Source organism: Microbacterium sp. UBA1097 (genome assembly GCF_002313585.1).
In the GTDB taxonomy this organism is placed as follows: domain Bacteria; phylum Actinomycetota; class Actinomycetes; order Actinomycetales; family Microbacteriaceae; genus Microbacterium.
On sequence record NZ_DCBW01000051.1, the window covers coordinates 1 to 19,394 of the forward strand.

At 65.8% G+C, this 19,394-nt stretch carries 17 protein-coding genes and 2 tRNA genes; 7 read left to right on the forward strand and 12 right to left on the reverse strand.

The features are described from left to right. Positions 1-135: 135 nt before the first annotated feature. A complete protein-coding gene (locus B4F19_RS12585; protein ID WP_228176925.1) occupies positions 136-1,134 on the forward strand; it encodes an IS481 family transposase in 999 nt (332 codons plus the stop codon). 41 nt (positions 1,135-1,175) lie between these two features. Further along, positions 1,176-2,876, forward strand: coding sequence for a lipocalin family protein (locus tag B4F19_RS12590; RefSeq protein WP_292735439.1), 1,701 nt, complete (start codon positions 1,176-1,178; stop codon positions 2,874-2,876). Between the two features lie 138 nt (positions 2,877-3,014). Here B4F19_RS12590 and B4F19_RS12595 read toward each other — a convergent pair whose 3' ends face one another. Continuing rightward, positions 3,015-3,518, reverse strand: a complete 504-nt coding sequence (locus tag B4F19_RS12595; RefSeq protein ID WP_292729368.1) for a DUF3145 domain-containing protein — start codon at positions 3,516-3,518, stop codon at positions 3,015-3,017. A gap of 239 nt (positions 3,519-3,757) precedes the next feature. Between B4F19_RS12595 and B4F19_RS12600 the strand changes: the two genes are divergently transcribed. Then, positions 3,758-5,344, forward strand: a complete 1,587-nt coding sequence (locus B4F19_RS12600; protein ID WP_292729371.1) for an SPFH domain-containing protein — start codon at positions 3,758-3,760, stop codon at positions 5,342-5,344. A 243-nt stretch (positions 5,345-5,587) separates the two neighbouring features. On the opposite strand, the gene B4F19_RS12605 is transcribed toward B4F19_RS12600, so the two are convergent. Together B4F19_RS12605 and B4F19_RS12610 are read right to left on the reverse strand one after the other, a co-directional pair. After that, positions 5,588-5,661, reverse strand: a tRNA-Ile gene (locus tag B4F19_RS12605). 58 nt (positions 5,662-5,719) lie between these two features. Beyond that, a complete protein-coding gene (locus B4F19_RS12610; RefSeq protein ID WP_292735442.1) occupies positions 5,720-6,697 on the reverse strand; it encodes a DMT family transporter in 978 nt (325 codons plus the stop codon). A gap of 56 nt (positions 6,698-6,753) precedes the next feature. Between B4F19_RS12610 and def the strand changes: the two genes are divergently transcribed. Beyond that, on the forward strand, positions 6,754-7,320 hold the full coding sequence (gene def / locus B4F19_RS12615; RefSeq protein WP_292735445.1) for a peptide deformylase: 567 nt from the start codon (positions 6,754-6,756) through the stop codon (positions 7,318-7,320). Between the two features lie 24 nt (positions 7,321-7,344). On the opposite strand, the gene B4F19_RS12620 is transcribed toward def, so the two are convergent. From B4F19_RS12620 to dusB, 5 genes are all read right to left on the reverse strand, one after another. Continuing rightward, positions 7,345-7,420, reverse strand: a tRNA-Asn gene (locus tag B4F19_RS12620). Positions 7,421-7,504: 84 nt separating this feature from the next. Next, positions 7,505-8,293: an ATP-binding cassette domain-containing protein gene (locus tag B4F19_RS12625; RefSeq protein ID WP_292729380.1), complete on the reverse strand. Its 789-nt coding sequence runs from the start codon at positions 8,291-8,293 to the stop codon at positions 7,505-7,507. A 53-nt stretch (positions 8,294-8,346) separates the two neighbouring features. Beyond that, entirely contained in the window at positions 8,347-10,242 is a 1,896-nt protein-coding gene (dnaG, locus tag B4F19_RS12630; protein ID WP_292735448.1) for a DNA primase, read from the reverse strand. Positions 10,243-10,251: 9 nt separating this feature from the next. Beyond that, the gene (locus B4F19_RS12635; protein ID WP_292729386.1) at positions 10,252-11,568 is read right to left on the reverse strand and encodes a deoxyguanosinetriphosphate triphosphohydrolase; all 1,317 of its coding nucleotides are present in this window, start codon (positions 11,566-11,568) and stop codon (positions 10,252-10,254) included. Then, positions 11,561-12,724: a tRNA dihydrouridine synthase DusB gene (gene dusB, locus B4F19_RS12640; protein WP_292729388.1), complete on the reverse strand. Its 1,164-nt coding sequence runs from the start codon at positions 12,722-12,724 to the stop codon at positions 11,561-11,563. The genes B4F19_RS12635 and dusB overlap by 8 nt, the downstream gene beginning before the upstream one ends. A gap of 70 nt (positions 12,725-12,794) precedes the next feature. On the opposite strand from dusB, the gene B4F19_RS12645 reads away from it, so the two are divergent. Continuing rightward, the gene (locus B4F19_RS12645; RefSeq protein WP_292729390.1) at positions 12,795-13,298 is read left to right on the forward strand and encodes a glutathione peroxidase; all 504 of its coding nucleotides are present in this window, start codon (positions 12,795-12,797) and stop codon (positions 13,296-13,298) included. A gap of 115 nt (positions 13,299-13,413) precedes the next feature. On the opposite strand, the gene B4F19_RS12650 is transcribed toward B4F19_RS12645, so the two are convergent. From B4F19_RS12650 to recO, 3 genes are all read right to left on the reverse strand, one after another. Continuing rightward, positions 13,414-14,343 (reverse strand): pyridoxal-dependent decarboxylase, encoded by a 930-nt coding sequence (locus B4F19_RS12650; protein WP_292735451.1) that lies wholly within the window; start codon positions 14,341-14,343, stop codon positions 13,414-13,416. A gap of 95 nt (positions 14,344-14,438) precedes the next feature. After that, positions 14,439-15,251 (reverse strand): isoprenyl transferase, encoded by an 813-nt coding sequence (locus tag B4F19_RS12655; protein ID WP_292735454.1) that lies wholly within the window; start codon positions 15,249-15,251, stop codon positions 14,439-14,441. Further along, positions 15,248-16,024: a DNA repair protein RecO gene (gene recO / locus B4F19_RS12660; protein ID WP_228178906.1), complete on the reverse strand. Its 777-nt coding sequence runs from the start codon at positions 16,022-16,024 to the stop codon at positions 15,248-15,250. Before recO ends, B4F19_RS12655 begins: the two co-directional genes overlap by 4 nt. 36 nt (positions 16,025-16,060) lie before the next feature. Between recO and B4F19_RS12665 the strand changes: the two genes are divergently transcribed. After that, complete coding sequence (locus B4F19_RS12665; RefSeq protein ID WP_228178908.1) at positions 16,061-16,783, forward strand: trimeric intracellular cation channel family protein; 723 nt, start codon at positions 16,061-16,063, stop codon at positions 16,781-16,783. A 27-nt stretch (positions 16,784-16,810) separates the two neighbouring features. On the opposite strand, the gene leuA is transcribed toward B4F19_RS12665, so the two are convergent. Then, positions 16,811-18,571, reverse strand: coding sequence for a 2-isopropylmalate synthase (leuA, locus tag B4F19_RS12670; RefSeq protein WP_292735457.1), 1,761 nt, complete (start codon positions 18,569-18,571; stop codon positions 16,811-16,813). A 187-nt stretch (positions 18,572-18,758) separates the two neighbouring features. Here leuA and B4F19_RS12675 point away from each other — a divergent pair, with 187 nt between their 5' ends. Continuing rightward, positions 18,759-19,376 carry a hypothetical protein gene (locus tag B4F19_RS12675; RefSeq protein WP_292735460.1) on the forward strand — a complete coding sequence of 206 codons (618 nt, stop codon included), beginning with the start codon at positions 18,759-18,761 and terminating at the stop codon, positions 19,374-19,376. Positions 19,377-19,394 lie beyond the last annotated feature (18 nt).

A 19,394-nucleotide genomic window follows, 5' to 3' on the forward strand; every position in this document is an offset into this window, starting at 1 on the left:
AACAAGGCACTACATATCAGGTGTGATGCCCAGGGACGTTGCTTCGTGAATCACTCCTGATCTGCTGACACGGGAAGGCCTCCCGTTGTGAAGTGGAGCTGTCTAAGGAACCGCTTCACGCAACAGGAGGCCTTCGTGTCCCACGCTAACGCTGCACTCACCCCACGCGCTCGGTTACGGCTGGCCAGACTCATCGTCGACGAGCGCTGGCCGGTCACCGTCGCGGCGAAGATGTTCATGGTCTCGCCGATCACCGCACGCAAATGGGCGACCCGGTATCGCACCGAAGGGCCGGCCGGGATGATCGACCGGTCCAGCCGCCCGCACACGATGCCGTCCAAGACACCGCCCGAGCTCGTCCGTCAGATCGTCCGACTGCGGTGGCGCCGCCGGCTCGGTCCGGTGCAAATCGCCGGTGAGCTGGGCGTCCCGGCCTCGACCGTCCACGCGGTGCTCACTCGCTGCCGCATCAACCGGCTGAGCCGCATCGACCGAGTCACCGGGGAACCGATCCGCCGCTACGAGCACGACCACCCCGGATCGCTCATCCACGTCGATGTCACCAAGTTCGGCAACATCCCCGATGGCGGCGGCTGGCGCTACGTCGGTAAACAGCAAGGCGATCGGAACCGGTCCGCGACCGTCGAACGCACCGGCGCGCCACGCTCAAAATGGCGTGGCCCACTGTTGGGCACCGCGTTCCTCCACACCGTCGTCGACGACTACTCCCGCGTCGCCTACGTCGAGATCTGCGCCGACGAGAAGGCTGACACCGCGATCGGAGTGCTCCGCCGCGCCGTCGCCTGGTTCAAAGACCGCAACGTCACGGTCGAGCGAGTCCTGTCCGACAACGGCTCGGCATACAAGTCCCACGCCTGGCGCGACGCCTGCGCGCAACTCGACATCCACCCAAAGCACACTCGCCCCTACCGGCCGCAGACGAACGGAAAGATCGAGAGATTCCACCGGACCCTCGCCGACGGTTGGGCCTACGCCCGCTTCTACCCGTCAGAAACCGAGCGCCGAAACGCGCTGCCGGGCTGGATCCACTTCTACAATCACCACAGGCGACACTCCGCAATCGGCGCCGCACCCATCAGCAGACTCAACAACCTCCCTGGGCATCACATCTAGGGACGCTCAGCCGGGCTGACCCCGTGTGGCAGACTCAACCTGTGGGTTCTGTTCGTGCGATGGTGCTGGCTCCGGTCATGGCGCTGTCCTTCCTCGGGCTGAGTGGGTGCACCTTCGGACCTCCCACTGCCGCACCGGAGACCTCAGCGTCCCCCTCCTCGTCGCCCTCGGCAACCATCCAGGGGCGTCAATCGACGCCGACCGCTACCCCCACTGCCACTCCGACCTCTCGTCCGACGCCCGCTCCGCCAGCACCGATCGATCCAGGTCACGGCGGCGGCACGGGCGGCTCCGGTCGTCCAACACCGCAACCGACCTCGAACCCCGACCCGGCGCCCTCGCCGACACCGACGCCGACGCCGACACCCACGATCCCGCCGGCGTGCCCCACCAGCAACACACCACCCGCGGATCCCGTTCTCGCGTTCGGCTCCATCGCCCAGTACTCACCGGTGCCGCTCGCACAGGGTCGGGACTGCACCGGATTCCGGGCCTACCTGTCAACCGGTCTCCCCCAGTACGACTCGCAGTCCTACGAGTTCTTCGGGCACCTCGTCGGTGACGACGGGAGCATCAACGCGATCGCGTTGATGTCGCAGGGAAACTCGGTCATCCCCGGCCTTCAGGTTCCCCTCCTCACCATTGAAGAATCAGGGCTCATCTTCAACCGGCTCGACCAGAACAGCGGACCCGCGTTCGGTGGAATCGACGGACTCGCCGACATCACGGTTCCCACGAGCATCACCTACCAGCCGTGGAGCATCCACGTCGAGCAGCAGAATCACGGCGAGCCGCCTCAGACGGTCGACATGCGGGTCGTTTCCGGATCCATCGGCGCCGTCGGCGCGATCTACGAGCTCACCGTCTCGGTCGACACCGGAATTTACCAATCCGGCGTCAGCGAGCCGACCTCCCTGACCATCCGCGCGCGTGACACGACAGGGATCATCCAGTGGGGATACGGACCCAACGGGTTCTTCCCGCTGTGGATGTTCGATGGGATGCCGCTCCCGGCATCCGGTGGCCCGATCGCGACCGCCGACCAGCGCACCCGGATCATGAACGACTACGGCGGGGACATCGGAAGCTACCTCGCCGCCACAGGCGACCCGATGACCGGCCAGGGCTCGCACTACTACTCGATGCCGCTCGTCGAGGTCGAGTCGTGGTCGATTCAGATCGGATCGACCTACGCGGGAGGCGGCACCGGAGGCGTGCTGTTCTTCGACGATCTCACCGAGACGTACAACGATTCCGCCAAGTACATCGTCAGCAACGGGTACGCATGGACGGAGTTCTCGGTCCAACTACCCGACACCGACCAGGGCATGCTGATCGCGGTGACCGGCCAGCAGGACGTTGGGAACCTCTACTACGCCATGCTCGGCGGAGCCGGATCTTCCCAGTCAGGCAATGGCACCCTTCAGCCGACCGCCAACTGGCCGCAGGGCGCGATCCACATCACGCCGGATCCGACGAGCACGTGGACCTCGCCGCATAGCTGCTACGTCTATGAGCTGTCCTACGCCGTGAAGCTGGATGCCTCGGCATCGCGACCCGCGGCCGACCTCGTCTTCAACGCCACCGCCCAAGACCAGGAGCTGAACGCACTCGGGCGCGCCGTCTACGAGGGGCTGTTCTCGTACTCCGGCACACTCGACGGCAACGCGGTCAGCGGATACGCCTGGGGCGAGATCCAGGGGCGCCCGCCGGCTGGTCATCCGACGCCGCCGAACTGCTGAAGCCAAACGCAGAACGGGCCCCTCCGCAACTCTGCCCGGAGGAACCCGTTCTCATCGTCACGTGCTGCCACGCTCTCCCAGCGCCGGGAATCGACTCATCCGACATCCGGTACGCACGCGCGCTGCACGCGAAGCCTGCTACCCCACCTTGTGAAGCCACACCACTGGCGCGTCGTCACTGGCGTGACGAAACGGCTCGAGTTCGTCATCCCATGCCGAACCGAGCGCGACCTGCAGTTCGCGCTGCATGTCATGAACGTCCCGTATCGCCAGTTCCAGCGCGTACCGGACGCGGTCTTCCCCGACGACCACGTTGCCTGCGGCATCCGTCTGCGCATGATGGATGCCGAGGTCCGGCGTGTGCATCCACCGAGCGCCGTCTGAGGCGGCCGACGGATCTTCGGTCACCTCGAAACGCAGGTGCTCCCAACCGTGCATGGCTGACGTAATCGCAGCTCCCGTGCCGACAGGTCCTGACCAGAAGTACTCAGCGCGCCGCGCGCCGGGCAATACCGGCTGGTCGGCCCAGTCGAAGCTCACCGCGCGACCGAGCGCGCGTCCCACCGCCCACTCCAGGTGGGGGCACAACGCCCGCGGCGCGGAGTGAATCATCACCACACCGCGCGTCATTGATGTAGCCATATTGATCTCCGTTCTGAGGTGCGTCTTCCCCAACGTCCTCAGGAGATCTGTGGCTGTTCTGTTATTGGGCCCATTATCGCCCGGGGCGACCCGAATCACAAGCCTGTGATTCACCGGTGCAGGGCGCGATATTCGGGCTTTGCCGGAGCCCGTCCGTCTGAAAGGCTGAACCCGGGGGCAACATGCGGCTCTCGGCGCGCGCTTGTTCGAGCGCGCGCCTGAACCAAAAGAAGACATCCATGGAGGCAGCCGGTTTTGTCGGCATTCTGATCATCATCGGGATAGCAGTCGTTGCGGCGATCATCATCGCGCTCATCGGCCTCCTGTTGGCGAAGGCGTGGATCAAGGTCGCTCGCGCGGACGAGGCCCTTGTCATCTCGGGCCGCAAGCAGCGAGTGCAGACCACGGTGATGGATGCCGACGGCACGAGCCGATCGGAGATGTCCGAATCCCCGGTCACCGTGATCGTCAACGGCAAGTCACTGGTCAACCCCATCACGCAGCGTCACGAGATCATCTCCCTGCGTTCTCGCCAGGTGTCGTTGAACGCCGAGGCGCAGTCGCTCGACAATGTGACGCTCAACGTCGATGGCGTTGCGATCGTCAAGATCGGGTCCGACCCGGTGTTCGTCCGCCGTGCCGCCGAGCGTTTCGCGTCACAGGACAAGGCGATCGAACAGTTCACCACGGAGCAGCTTGAGGGAGCGCTGCGCGGAATCGTTGCGACGCTGTCGGTCGTCGAACTCATGCGCGAGCGCAAGAAGTTCTCGGATCAGATCGCCGCCGATGTCTCTCAGGAGCTCGCCGAGCAGGGCCTCATCCTCGACTCGTTCCAGATCAAGGGAATCACTGACGCGATGGGCTACATCCAGTCGCTCGGCGCACCCGAGATCCAGGCCAAACGCCAGGCCGCCGAGATTGCGCAGACCAACGCCGACCGCGCGATCAATCAGAAGAACATCGCGAACCAAGAAGCGAACCTGATCGAGCAGACGGCGCTGGACACCAATACCGCCAATGCGAATGCCGGTATCGGTCGCGCCCGCGCCGAGGCCGAACAGGCTGAGCAACTCGCGAGAGCCCAGGCTGAGCAGGCGGTTCTGCAGCAGCAGGCCGAGAACCGGCAGGCACAGCTGGATGCCGACGTCAAGCGCGTCGCCGACGCTCAGCGATACGAGGCTGAGACGCGTGCTCAGGCCGAGCTCTACACTCGCGAACGTGCCGCAGAGGCTGCCGCGATCGAGAAGATCAAAGAAGCTGAGGCTCGCACCCGAATCGCCGAGCAGCAGGCTGAAGCGGATCGGGCCCGCGCCGCCGGTGAGGCAGCCGCTGCCGAGGCGCGCGCCGCCGGTGAGGCCAGCGCACTGCGCGCCCTCGCGGACGCAGAAGCCACCGCGCGGCGCCTGCGCGCAGAGGCCGAGGCCGACGCGATCCGGGCCGAAGGTCAGGCGCGTGCCGAGTCGATCGAAACCGAGGCCGAAGCCATCGCTTCGAACCAGGAGGCGATTCTGTCTCAGCGCGTGCTCGATGTGCTCCCCTCGATCATGGCGGAGTTCGCGAAGGGCTACTCCGCCATCGGCAACGTCTCGATCGTCGGTGGCGGATCCGGCGAGGAGGGCGCATCCCGCGTCATCGGGGCCGACAGCGCGACAGCCATGAAGTCGGTTTTCGACAGTGTTCAGGCGGCAACCGGCATTGACCTCGCCACCATCATCCAGGGGCAGGCCGTCGGCCGTGCCTTCGGCTCCGGTATGGCGGATGCCGCCGCGAGCGAACCCGTGCAAGTAGCCACCTCCCGGCGCACAACCAAGCCGAAGGCGGAATAGCGTTCGGCGGCAACACCCGCCCACCCCCAGGCGCGCTCTCGGCAACACCCCCGACAACGAACAGAACCCCGCCAGACGGCGGGGCTCTGCTCGTAGGGCGGGTGGGACTTGTCCCTTTCGCCCCTCCACGGCTCGCTACGCGATCCGCGGAGCCTCCGGCGAATGGGGCCCACCCACAAGGTGCGTTCGCGGCAACACCCCCGACAACGAACAGAACCCCGCCAGACGGCGGGGCTCTGTTCGTAGGGCGGGTGGGACTTGAACCCACGATCGTCGGGTTATGAGCCCGCTGCCTTGACCAGCTTGGCCACCGCCCCCTGCCAGATCAGCGTACCGGGCGTGCGCTCACGACGCGGACTTCGAACCGTCTGCCGATCAATCGTCCGAGGAGCTTCCGCGCGTGAACGGTAGCTCGAGGCTGTCGCTGATCACCTGGGGGTGGTTGCGCGCCAGGCTGATCACTCCGTATACGGCGAGGGCGCCGGCGACCCCGAACCCGATGAAGGCCCACAGCGGCGCAGTCTCGGCTTCCTGCAGCACGACGAGCCCGATGACCACCGCCACGATCGGGTCGATCACCGTCAGGCCCGCGATCACGAGATCGGGTGGCCCGAGGCTGTACGCCGTCTGGACGAAGTACGCACCGACCGCCACCGCCGCCAACAGGGCGACGACGCACAGCAGAGTGAGCCAGTCGAAGTTCTGGTCCCGGATCCGGCTCAGGACCACCTTCGCGAGTGTCGCCACGAAGCCGTAGAGAACGCCTGAGGCGACGATGTAGAACAGCGCTAGACCGTGCTTGCGGAACACGAGCCAGAGAACGGCGAAAATGACGATGGTCACCGCCAGCAGACCGAGGATGACCAGCAGCTGCGCCTGCGTGACGGGGCGCTCGGTGGCAAAGAACGCGGCGATCGTCACGAAGATGAAGATCCCGCCCACTGCCGCGATGATCGATCGAATCGACTGGCGCGTGGGGCGATGCCCACTGATGCGGGCGTTGAGCAGGGTGGTGATGACCAGCGAGACGGCTCCGAGCGGTTGCACCAGGATCAGCGGCGCCACCGAAAGCGCCGCGAGCTGGCAGACGATCGCGAGCCCCAACATGATGGTGCCCGCCAGCCACGATGGCCGCCGCAGCAAGTTCAGAAGATGATTGCGATCGAGCCCGTTCCCGCCAGAGCGGCCGGTGAGCTTCTCAACCTTCTGGACGCCCCGGTACTGATACTGGGCACCGAACGACATGAAGATGGCGCCGAGCAGCGCAAGGGGAATCCCGGCGAGGATCGCGGGGTCGCGGAACGCCTCAGTGATCTGGTCGGTCACGCTTGCCGACACGGTCAGGAGGAGCACGATTCGACCCTATCCCGGCGTCGGCCAGACGCCGTGTGTCTCAATAGGCTTGTCGCATGGCTGTTCTCCCGATCCGCATCATGGGCGATCCCGTCCTCCACGCTCCCGCCACTGCCGTCGCGGAGATCAGCGATGACATCCGTCAGCTCGTCGCTGACATGTACGAGACGATGGATGCCGCTCCTGGCGTCGGCCTGGCGGCCCCGCAGGTAGGCGTAGGGCTTCGGATCTTCACCTACAGCTACACCGATGACGACGGTGCACCGTGGCGAGGCGTGGTCATCAACCCGGAGCTGTGGATCACTCCCCTGGAACCGGGCGAGCCCGATCCCGATGAGGAGTCGGAGGGATGCCTCTCGTTCCCGGGTGAGCGGTTCCCGCTGCGCCGCTCCGAGCGTGCCCGGGTCACCGGGATCGATCTCGACGGCCAGCCCGTCGACATCGAGGTCGACGGATGGCGTGCCCGCATCCTGCAACACGAATTCGACCACCTCGACGGTGTGCTCTACCTGGACCGGCTCGGTGACCGCGACTGGCGCACCGCCCAGAAGATCTCCCGCAAACAGGGCTGGGGCACACCAGGGAAGTCGTGGATGCCAGGAGTCGACGACCTCGACGCCTGAACGGAAGACGAGGGTATGGAGTAATGGCTCCCCGGCTTGGACTCGAACCAAGAACCTATCGGTTAACAGCCGATTGCTCTGCCAATTGAGCTACCGAGGAAAATGCCCGCCGCAGCGGGCAACCCCACTATCTTAGCAAAGCCGACGGGGTTTCAACGACGCGAGCCAGGCCCTCGTCGCGCCGTCAGGACACGACGAAGCGGCGGTCTGCTTCTGCGCTCGGCGTCCAGATCAGATCGTTCGTACCGTGGCCGAAGGCGACGACGTGCCCACCGCGCAGCACGAGCACGTTCGCGTCGAGTTCCTTCACGGCTTCGGGGTCATGCGTGGAGACGACAGCTGCCATGCCGGTGTCATCTCGTCGCCGCGTGATGGCCTCGCGCGCGGCTTTGCGGACTTCGACATCGAGATTCGCGAACGGTTCGTCGGCCACGAGAATCCGCGGGTCGACGACGAGGCCTCGGGCGAGCGCCACACGCTGGCGCATCCCCGCCGAAAGCTCGTAGGGGAACTTGTTCGCAACGCCCAGGGGAAGCATGAGCTCATCGAGCAGGCCCGCGACGCGGATCGCGAGGGCCTTCTGGTTGATTCGCCGCTCCCTCGAGGTGATCGGCTCGGCGATGACCTCCGAGACCGTCAGCCGGGAGGGCAAGTGTGCGCCGGCTGATTGAGGCAGGTAGCCGGCGAAATATGTCAGTTCGCGGATCGCCCTGCCGGGGCGCCGGACCGAGATGCCATCGACGAGCGCGTCTCCCCCGGTGACCGACACGCCTTCGTGCGCGCGACCAGCAAGCACCGAAAGGAGGCTCGATTTTCCGGCGCCGGTAGGACCCATGAGCGCAAGAACCGAGCCGCGAGCGACAGTGAAGGTGATCCCGTCGATGAGCTTGTCGGTCTCGCCGCGACCGGTGTGACTGATCGAGAGGTCCGAGCACACGATCGCCGCTTCGGTGGCTCTGCGACGAGGAGACATACCCTCATCCTGCCGTGCCGTTGCGCTGGGATCCAGTCCAGAGTCCCGGTCGATCAGCGTTCGGTGTCGCCTGTCCAGCGCTGCCGCTCCAGATCGAGCTCGCGCAGCTGCAGGCGAATCCGACGCCCCTCCTCGGAGTCCGGAGGCACGCGCTGGACTGCGCGAACCAGTTCCGCCTTCTCCGAATCGACGCGTCGCACGATCAATCGACGCATCAAATCGGATGCCGAGGCTGCGGCATCCGCCTCGCCGAGGGCCGGGAACGCAGACATGAGCAGCTCCGAGCCGAGCGCGCGGTAGGGCTCGCGGATGGTGTCAACGGCCTGCACTGCCCATCCCGCTCGCGTGTAATCGGGCGCCTCGACCACGGCGGCACGAACGGCATCGAGCGCGGGGTGCTGGAACGCCGCTCCCAGGGCGCGACGGACCGTCGCATCGTCGAGGCGGTGCCCGAATTGCAGAGCCGCCATGAGCGCGTCACGCTCGATCACGACATCGCGGGTACGAGGAAGCGACGCGATCGTCGGGATCAGCACCGGTGCGGAGGCGGCGGCTCCGTCATCCGGATGCTGGCGCTCAGCCGGCGGCGCGTCATCGCGCCCACGCCGCTGCAGCGACCCGCCCGTGTCACGCGAACGGGAAGCTCGCGATACCGCTGCGCTCACCTCGTCGAGATCCAGACCGATCCGGCGCGCGAGGACGCGGACGTACCCGGGTCGCAACGACGGGTCTCGGATGTCGGCGACAACAGGTGCGGCTGCGCGGAGCGCTGCGGCGCGCCCCTCCACAGTGCCGAGGTCGTACTGCGAAAGTCGCTGGTCGATGACGAACTCGAACATCGGCGCCTTCGTTGTCATGAGGGCGCGCACGGCGTCGTCACCACGAGCGAGCCGCAGATCGCACGGGTCTAGCCCGTCCGGCGCCACGGCCACGTACGTCTGTGCCGAAAAGCGCTTCTCGTCGGCGAAGGCCCGGAGCGCCGCCTTCTGACCCGCGGCATCCGGGTCGAAGGTGAAGACGACCTCTCCCCCGCTCGAATCGTCGCCCATGACGCGCCTGAGCACCGTGATGTGATCGCTGCCGAACGCCGTTCCACAGGTTGCGATCGCCGTCGTGATGCCGGCGAGATGACACGCCATGACATCGGTATAGCCCTCGACGACCACGACGCGATGCTCCCGGGAAATGTCTCGCTTGGCAAGGTCGAGGCCGTACAGTACCTGCGACTTCCGGTAGATCGAGGTCTCTGGGGTGTTCAGGTACTTCGGCCCCTGGTCATCCTCGAGCAGCCGTCGCGCCCCGAACCCGACGACTTGGCTGGTCACATCTCGGATCGGCCAGATGAGGCGGCCACGAAAGCGGTCGTACGTGCCGCGCTGGCCCTGCGAGAGCAGCCCCGCAGCCAACAGCTCCTCGCGCGTGAACCCTTGCCCAGCGAGAGCGTCTGAGAGGTTTGACCAGCCCTTGGGCGCAAAGCCCACCCCGAAGTGCGCAGCGGCAGCAGCGTCGAACCCTCGCTCACCCAGAAACCGGCGTCCGACCTCGGCCTCGGGCGTCAGAAGCTGGGCTCGAAAGTACTCGGCAGCTGCAGCGTTTGCCGCGTAGAGGCGACTACGTCCCGAGTTCTCCGGTGCCGCGCCGCCCTCCTCGAAGTGCAGGGTGTAGCCGATCCGCCCGGCCAACCGCTCGACAGCCTCGGTGAAGCTCAGGTGGTCCATCTTGCGCAGGAACGAGTACACATCGCCGGACTCGCCACACCCGAAGCAGTGATAGAAGCCGACCTGCGGTCGCACATGGAAGCTCGGGCTGCGCTCATCGTGGAAGGGGCACAGTCCCTTCAGCGAACCGACACCGGCGGGCTTGAGGGCTACACGCTCGCCGATCACATCGGCGATGTTCGTCCGCGCCTTCACCTCGTCGATGTCGGCCTGCGCGATCCGTCCTGGCATCAGGCCGCCCTACCGGGCCCGCATCGGCGCGCCGGGCACCCAGATGCCGAGGGATGCGACATCGACCTCGCCAACGAGGCGGCCGTGCCACGAGATCGCGTGCTGATCGGTCAGGCTTGCGACTTGATCGACGATGGTGCGGCGCCGTTCGCGGTCGGTCGTGGCGTGATCGAAGTCTTCACGGTGCACAGCATCCAGCTCATGCGGGTTCTCCCACAGCGCTGTGGCCAGGCGCTTGAGCAGGCGCCGCTGCTCTTTGTACAGCGCCTTGCGGCCGTCGATACTCACCACCACAGCACCAATGATGCCCTTGAGCACCCCCATCTCGGCCTCGATGACACGAGGCACCACGACGTGTGCGTGAAAACGCGTCAGTTCCGGACCTCCGGCTGCTGCCCGGGTCGCCGTCACGGCGGCACGCGCGAAGCGTCCAATGAGGTCGCTGGTCAGGTTCTTCAACCGCGCGAGGTCGGAGCGCGTTCCCGAGAAACTGGCAACCCATTCCGGCATCCGCATGAGGCGATAGAGGGCGTCCTCGAGCTCGTCCCGCGCAAAGTCGTATCCCACCCAGGTCTGGATGGCCTGGATGAGCGCGTCATGCTCGGCAGGGTCGGCCAGGCGCGCGGGGTCGAGGTACCCGTTGACGATGGCGTCCTCGAAATCGTGTACGGAATAGGCGATGTCGTCGGAGAGATCCATGACCTCGGCCTCGATGCAGCGAACGCGGCCGGGAGCGCCCTCGCGCATCCACGTGAAGACCGCCTCATCCTCGTCGTATACCCCGTACTTGAGCCGGCCACCGGGATCAGGAAGCGGATGCGCGGAAGTCCACGGGTACTTGCAGGTGGCATCCAGGCTCGCGCGCGTGAGGTTGAGGCCGTGGCTTCGGCCGGTGGCGTCGATCACCTTGGGCTCCAGGCGCGACAGGATGCGCAGGGTCTGCGCGTTCCCCTCGAACCCGCCGATGTCTTCTGCCCAGTCGTTCAGGGCGCGCTCGCCGTTATGGCCGAAGGGAGGATGCCCCAGGTCGTGACTCAGGCACGCGGTATCGACCACGTCAGGTGCGAGCTGCAGCGCCGTCGCAAGCTCGCGCCCGACCTGCGCGACCTCGAGCGAGTGCGTCAAGCGGTTGCGAGCGAAGTCCGCAGGACTTGCCGGGCTCAAGACTTGGGTCTTTGCGGCAAGTCGACGAAGCGCAGCCGAATGCAGCACGCGCGCCCGATCCCGTGCGAAGCCGTCGCGCTGCGATCGGTGGTGCTCAGCGTAGAATCGCTCGGCATCGGCATCCGTATATCCCGGATGCACCGGAATGCCCCGCTCAGCCACCGCTGTGATCCAGTTCGGCCTCGGCCAGCGCGCACGATTCCACGCCGTCGATCTCCTGCGACTCAAGCCACCGGTCGGGCAGGGCGGGTCGCTTCGGGCTCCCTGCGCGCCCACGCTGGCCCTCGGCGGCGGCGCCGGGATAGGGGGCGTCCAGGTCCAGCTCCGCGAGAAGCTCGTCGATCTCGGCGAGCGAGGATGCCGTCGCGAGCCGAGCACGCAGATCACCGCCTACCGGGTAGCCCTTGAAGTACCAGGCGACGTGCTTACGGATGTCGCGACAGCCGCGGCCCTCGTCCTCGAAGAACTCGACGAGGAGCTCGGCATGCCGGCGAAACGCCTGCGCGACGAACCCGAGGTTCGCGTCCACGGTCGGGCCGGCATCCACATCGAACGCCCGCGCCAGCTCTCCGAACAGCCAGGGCCGCCCAAGGCATCCCCGACCCACGACGACCCCATCACACCCGGTCTCGGCCATCATCCGCGTCGCGTCCTCGGCGGCCCAGATGTCGCCGTTGCCGAGCACCGGAACTGACGTGACGTGCTCCTTGAGTCGGGCGATCGCCTCCCAGTCAGCTTCCCCGGAGTAGAACTGGGCGGCGGTGCGAGCGTGAAGCGCGACGGCTGAGACCCCGGCATCCTCGGCGATTCTGCCGGCTTGGAGATAGGTGAGATGGTCGTCGTCGATTCCCTTACGCATCTTTACCGTCACGGGGATGGGCCCCGCCGCGAGTACGGCGCGCGTCACGATCTCACGGAAGAGGCCGAGCTTCCACGGCAGGGCGGCGCCGCCGCCCTTGCGCGTGACTTTCGGGACGGGGCATCCGAAGTTCATGTCGATGTGATCTGCCCGGTCTTCCTCGACCAGTACCCGAACCGCACCCTCCACCGTGGCGGGATCCACACCGTAGAGCTGAATCGATCGCGGCGTTTCGGACTCGTGATGGGTGATCAACCGCATCGTCGTGTCGTTGCGCTCGACGAGTGCCCGTGACGTGATCATCTCGCTGACATAGAGACCGGCGCCGTACTCGCGACACAACCGCCGAAACGCGGTGTTGGTGATGCCGGCCATCGGCGCGAGCACGACCGGCGCGTCGACCGTGATCGGGCCGATGCGCAACGGCGCGACAGACGTGGCTGACGGTGTTGACGGCATCCACCCATTCTCCCAGACCTGCGCCTCGACGTGCCGCGCCCTCCCCCGCAGCCGCCGGTAGCCTGAAACCATGACCGACGTGCAGCAGCTTTCTCTTCGTGACATCCCCTTCGTGACCGCCGACGGCCAGACCGCGACGCTCGGGGACTACGGCGACGGTGTTGTACTGGTGGTCAATGTCGCCTCAAAGTGCGGTCTGACACCGCAGTATGCGCAGCTCGAGCAGCTTCAGAAGACCTACGGTGATCGCGGATTCACCGTGGTCGGGTTCCCCTGCAACCAGTTCATGGGTCAGGAGCCGGGCAGCATGGACGAAATCCTCGACTACTGCTCGACCACCTGGGGTGTGTCGTTTCCGATCGCCGAGAAAGTCAAAGTCAACGGCTCTCACGCCGCGCCGCTCTACAAGGCGCTCAAGAAGGCGAAGGATGCCGAGGGCAAGCGGGGTCCGGTGCTCTGGAACTTCGAGAAGTTCTTGCTCACCCCCGACGGCACCGTCCACCGGTTCCGCCCGACGACCAAGCCCGACGATCCGTCGATCGTTGCGGTGATCGAAGACTCACTCCCCCGCTGATCTCGCGAGGCCTTCACCACCGGTCAGTGGTGGAAGCTGCCCGCCTCTTCCTCGCTCATCGGCACCGAGACGGGGTGCTTGTCGAAGTGCGCAATGGCATCGCGGTAGTCATCCATCAGCAGGCTTGCCTCATCGCGGCTGAAGCCGGCGCGCACGAGGATGCGCTGTACGGCCAAGTCCTGCCGGTCGGCGGGCATAGTGTAGGCCGGGACCTGCCAGCCCCGTGTGCGCAGCCGGTCGGCAAGATCAAACAGGGTGAATCCGTGCTCGGCTCCCTCGACGAGTTTCCACGAGATAGCCGGAATGCCGTGCTCTGGACTGCCATCGTTGATGAGCTCGAAGTGACGAGTCCGGTACGTGCCTGGAGGTCATCCAGTGCCGCACTGACTGCTTGCACTGGCTCGTACTGGCCGGTGAAGGTAACACCCAACGTGGGTAGCACGCCGATCGTGTTCTCATCGGCGCGAGAAAGAACCGCATCCGGCGTCATGATCAGCCGGTCATGTTCCATGGGGATTTCGCGCAGCTCGATGTCCCAGTAGCGGGCGAACTTGTGCCAACACACCTGAACGGGCCCGCAGATGAGGTTTGGTTTGTCCGTCGACAGACCAGCTGCCCGCCGGCGCTCGCGCCATTTCCACAGCAGGGCCATACCGCCGAGCATCGCCGCCTCGCTCGAGCCGGTCGTCGATGTGCCGAGGGTGTTCTCCGCCTCGGGAGAGTTCCAGAGGTCGGCGAGGATGTGGACACACCGCGCCTCAATCGCCGCGGTCTGCGGATACTCGTCCTTGTCGACCATGTTCTTATCGAGTGTCTCGCGCATGAGGTCCCGAACTTCGGGCTCCAGCCAGGTCTGGCAAAACGTCGCAAGGTTCTGACGCGAATTGCCGTCGAGGATCAACTCGTCGGAAACGAGCCGATATGCGTGCCGCGCGAGCTGCTCGCTCTGGGGCATCTGGAACTTCGGCAAGCTCGCCGAGAGCTCTGTCGAGGCGAAAACCTCGTCGAAGATCTCGTCACGGATGGTGTCGCGTTCGTGCAGCATGGCATCTCCCTCGGGTCTGTACCGAGTCTTTCAGCACGCACCGAGGCTCACCACCGGCGAGCCGAATCAGGCGTGGACGCCTACCAGCGAGCAGCCTAGAGAGCGGGCGCCTCCGGAGTGTCGACGGCACCACCGAACCGGCGGTCGCGGCCGAGATAGAGGTCGATCGCGCGCCAGAGGTCTGTTCGGGAAAAGTCGGGCCATAGCGTGTCGAGGAACACGAACTCCGCGTACGCCGACTCCCAGAGAAGGAAGTTCGATGTGCGCTGTTCTCCGCTTGATCGAATGAACAGGTCGACATCCGGCATGTCCGGCTGATAGAGCCGTCGAGCGATGAGCTTCTCGCTCACAGCCGACGCTCGCAGGCGACCCGCCGCCACGTCATCGGCGATGGAGCGCACCGCGTCGACGAGCTCGACACGACCCCCATAGTTGACGCACATCGTGAGCGTCAGGACGTCATTGCCTGCGGTCAGCTGCTCGGCGAACTGCAGTTCCTTGATCACGCTCGACCACAGCCGAGGCTTGCGGCCAGCCCAGCGAACCCGAACACCCCACTCATTGAGCTGATCACGACGCCGGTGCAGCACATCGCGGTTAAAGCCCATCAGGAACCGGACCTCGTCGGGTGAGCGCGACCAGTTCTCGGTCGAAAAGGCATATACCGACAGGTGCTTCACGCCAGCTTGGATGGCGCCAGCCACGACATCGAGAAGTGCCGCTTCGCCGGCCTTGTGACCCTCGACACGGGTGAGACCCTGCCGATTGGCCCAGCGTCCGTTTCCGTCCATGACGATGGCGACATGGTTCGGTACCGAGCCCGCGGGAAACTCGGGCGGATAGAGACCTGTCCAATCGATCAGCCGGTAGGGAACGGCGTCACGGTGGGTGTAGGGCTTGGGGCTCATGGAGTGGGTTCCATCGTCTGAACGGCTGCTGGCTGCTGTGGAGGCGGCGCAAAGGTGCCAAGGTGTTCGAGCGAACGGATGCCGCGCTCGAGGTGCCACTGGGTGTACGCCGCGATCAGGCCAGATGCCGCCCCGTTTGCCCCACCGGATGCCGCGTCCACGATGTCCCACTCCCCCGTCATGAGCGCGCGCAACACTCCGAGGGTCTCGGCATCCACCCGCGCCGAGCCAACCGGCGAGCACTCGGAACACACCATCCCGCCGAGCTGGGCGACGAAGGAGGTGTGCTCCCCGACGCGCCCGCAGCGCGCACACGCATCCAGCCCGGGCGCCCATCCCGACAGAGCCATCACGCGAAGCAGGTACGAGTCGAGAATGCTGCGCGACGCGTGCTCGCCCCGAGCCAGCGCTCGAAGGCCGCCGAGCAGCAGAAGATACTGCTGCGTCGTCGCCTCGGACTCCGTCAGCCGGTCCGCGGCCTCGACCATCGCGTGCGCGGCCGTGTACCTGTCGTAGTGGAGCGCGATGTCAGCGCCGTAGGCGCCGAGGCTGTCAGCCTGCTGCACGATATCGAGCGAGCGCCCCTGGTACAGCAGTACATCGGCAACCATGAAGGGCTCGAGGCGAGCGCCGAACCGCGACGATGTGCGGCGTACGCCCTTCGCCACGGCGCGAACCTTGCCGTGGCGCCTGCTCAGTAGCGTGACGATCCGGTCCGCTTCACCCAGTTTGTGGGTGCGCAGAACCACGACTTCGTCACGGTAGGTGGGCACCCCTCGATTATCCCGGCATCGAGCGACAATGGACGGGTGAACGAGCCGCTCTTCGTGATCCCGCTCTGGGCGGATCTTTCCGCCGTGGCGCTCGGTGGCCTCCAGGGAGCTCTGTTTGCCTCGGGATTCCGTGGCCAGCGGCGCCTTGACCTGCTCGGCGTCGCGATCATCGGGATCGTGATGGGGATGGGCGGCGGTCTGATCCGTGACCTGCTGCTGAACGTCACGCCTTCGACGTTGCAGTCCAACTGGTACCTGCTCACCGCGGTCGCGGCAGCGCTCCTGGGGATGCTGCTCGCAACGATCCTCGAGCGCGTCAGCTGGCTGATCGTCGGACTCGACGCTCTCGTCATCGGCCTGTTCGGCGCGTTCGGCACGAGCAAGGCGCTGTATCTCGGGCTTCCGGAAGTGCCCGCGATCTTCGTTGGTGTCGCCGCGGCAGTCGGTGGCGGCATCCTGCGTGATGTGCTGATGGGCCTACCGGTCGCCATCATGCACGTCGGATCGCTCTACGCGGTAGCTGCAGGCGCCGGGTGTGTCGTGCTCACCGTCTCGTTCTCATTCGGGGCGCCGTTGACTGCCGCCGCGATCATCGCGGTGGCCGTGACGACGGTCATCCGGCTCCTCGCCGTCGTCTTCGATATTTCGCTTCCCGAGCAACGCGCCCTCTACCGCCGGAAGGTCGCCGTCGAGACATCAGCTATCACTGTCGTCGCCCCGCTAGCAACGGACAACGGCGACGCGGGGGCAACCGGCTGACCGGCGACCCCCGCGCGCGCTCGACTGTCAGACGGCCGCGAGCACTCCGGACTCTTCGCGAACGCGGATAGCGCGGTTCACGCCCGAGACGATCGCCTTCAGCGACGCCGTCGAGATATCACCGTCGATTCCGACACCCCACAGCCGCTCGCCCTCGACCTGCAGTTCGACGTAGGCAGCCGCTTGCGCATCGCCGCCGGCGCTGAGAGCGTGCTCGACGTAGTCGTAGACGGTGACATCGAACCCCTGCTCGCGCAGCACGGACAGGAACGCCGCGACTGGTCCGTTGCCGTTACCGCGAGCCGAGACCTCGGAGTCGCCGTCGCGGAGCTTCACGTCGAGGACCACGTCACCGGTCATGTCGCTTTCGGTGCGGGTGGAGAGCAGTTCGAAACGGCCCCAGCGCTCGTCGGCGACGGAGCTCGGCAGGTATTCGTCGGTGAAGATCGACCAGATCTGGTCGCTGGTGACCTCGCCGCCCTCGGCATCCGTCTTTGCCTGCACGACGCCCGAGAACTCGATCTGCAGTCTCCGCGGCAGGTCCAGGGCGTGCTCGGTCTTCAAGAGGTACGCAACGCCACCCTTGCCGGACTGCGAGTTCACGCGGATGACGGCCTCGTACGAGCGGCCGAGATCCTTCGGATCGATCGGCAGGTAGGGCACAGCCCATACCAACTCATCGACGCCGACGCCCTGCGCCGCGGCGGCGGCATCCATCGACTCGAAGCCCTTCTTGATCGCATCCTGGTGCGACCCGCTGAAGGCGGTGAAGACGAGGTCGCCAGCCCAGGGACTGCGCTCATGCACGGGCAACTGGTTGCAGTACTCGACGGTGCGCTTGACCTGGTCGATGTCGCTGAAGTCGATCTGAGGGTCGACCCCCTGCGTCAGCAGGTTGATCCCCAACGCGACCAGGTCGACGTTTCCGGTGCGCTCGCCGTTACCGAACAGGCAGCCCTCGATCCTGTCGGCCCCGGCCATGTAGCCGAGCTCGGCAGCCGCGATCGCCGTGCCGCGATCGTTATGCGGATGCAGCGAGATCAGGACGTTCTCGCGGTGGTTCAGGTGGCGGCTCATCCATTCGATGGAGTCAGCGTAGACGTTCGGCGTAGCCATCTCGACCGTCGCCGGCAGATTGATGATGACCTTCCGCTCAGGCGTCGGCTCGAAGATCTCGAGAACCTGGTTGCACACATCGACGGCGAACTCGAGCTCGGTGCCGGTGTAGCTCTCAGGCGAGTACTCGTAGAACACCTCCGTGCCCGGAACCGTCGCCTCGAACTTGCGGCACAGGCGAGCACCTTCGAGGGCGATGTCGATGATCCCCTGCTTGTCGGTGCGGAAGACGACATCGCGCTGCAGGATGCTCGTCGAGTTGTAGAGGTGCACGATCGCGCGCTTCGCGCCGCGGATCGATTCGTAGGTGCGCTCGATGAGGTGCTCGCGCGCCTGCGTCAGAACCTGGATAGTCACGTCGTCGGGGATGACGTCGTCTTCGATCAGGTGACGCACGAAGTCGAAGTCCGTCTGGCTCGCGGACGGAAAGCCCACCTCGATCTCTTTGTAGCCCATCTTCACCAGCAGATCGAACATGATCCGCTTGCGCTCGGGGCTCATCGGGTCGATGAGCGCCTGGTTACCATCGCGCAGGTCTACGGCGCACCAGCGCGGTGCCTGGGTGATTTTCGCGTCGGGCCACGTGCGGTCAGGAACCGACACGCGGATCTGCTCGTGATAAGGAACGTACTTGTGCGTCGGCATCCCCGACGGCTGCTGAGTGTTCTTCATGGTGTCGCTTCTTCCTGCTTCTGGCTCGAGGTGAACGGGCCGACACGAAGCTCCGCGACGAGGTAGGCCCTAGTTGGCCCCGCCGCGGCAGCTAAGAAGAAGCGAGAGTGCACGCATACCGCGATGTTATCAGCAATTCGTCCCCTGATCCGTGAGACGTTTGGTTCGCGCTCGACACAGTATGGGTATGAGGATCACTGCTCGTCTCGGTACTGCCGCGCTCGCCGCTGCATCGCTCCTGCTGATCACCACCGGATGCGCCAGCGGGTCCGGTGCATCCGGTGGCTCGCTGTCGACCACACAAATCAGCCCGCCGGACGGCGAAGTGGTCGGCACGGGAACTGTGCTGGATGTCGCTGGGGATGTGACTCTCTGCCTCGGCCCGATCGCCGAGTCCTACCCGCCGCAGTGCGACGGGTTGCCGCTCATGGGCTGGAGCTGGGAAGGTGTCGACGGGTTCGAGGAGTCGGGCCACACGCGGTGGGGCACCTATGCCGTCTTCGGAACGTTCGACGGCGAGGTCTTCACCGCCACCCAACCGCCGATCATGCTTGCGCTCTACGATCCGATTCGCCCAGAGGACCCGACGGGAGGAGTCCCGGGCGAAACGCCAGTCGCAGAGCTCGACGAGATCGCACGTGAGCTGCCGACCGAGCTCGGTGATCTGCTGCTTGCGACCTGGACGCAGGATGGCTACGTGTGGGCGCAGGTGATCTGGGATGACGGCACCCTGCAGGATGCCGCAGATGCCGAATACGGCGACGGCGTCGTCATCGTCCAGTCTGCTCTCAGACCGATCGGCTGAGGCGGGATCTGCACGTGA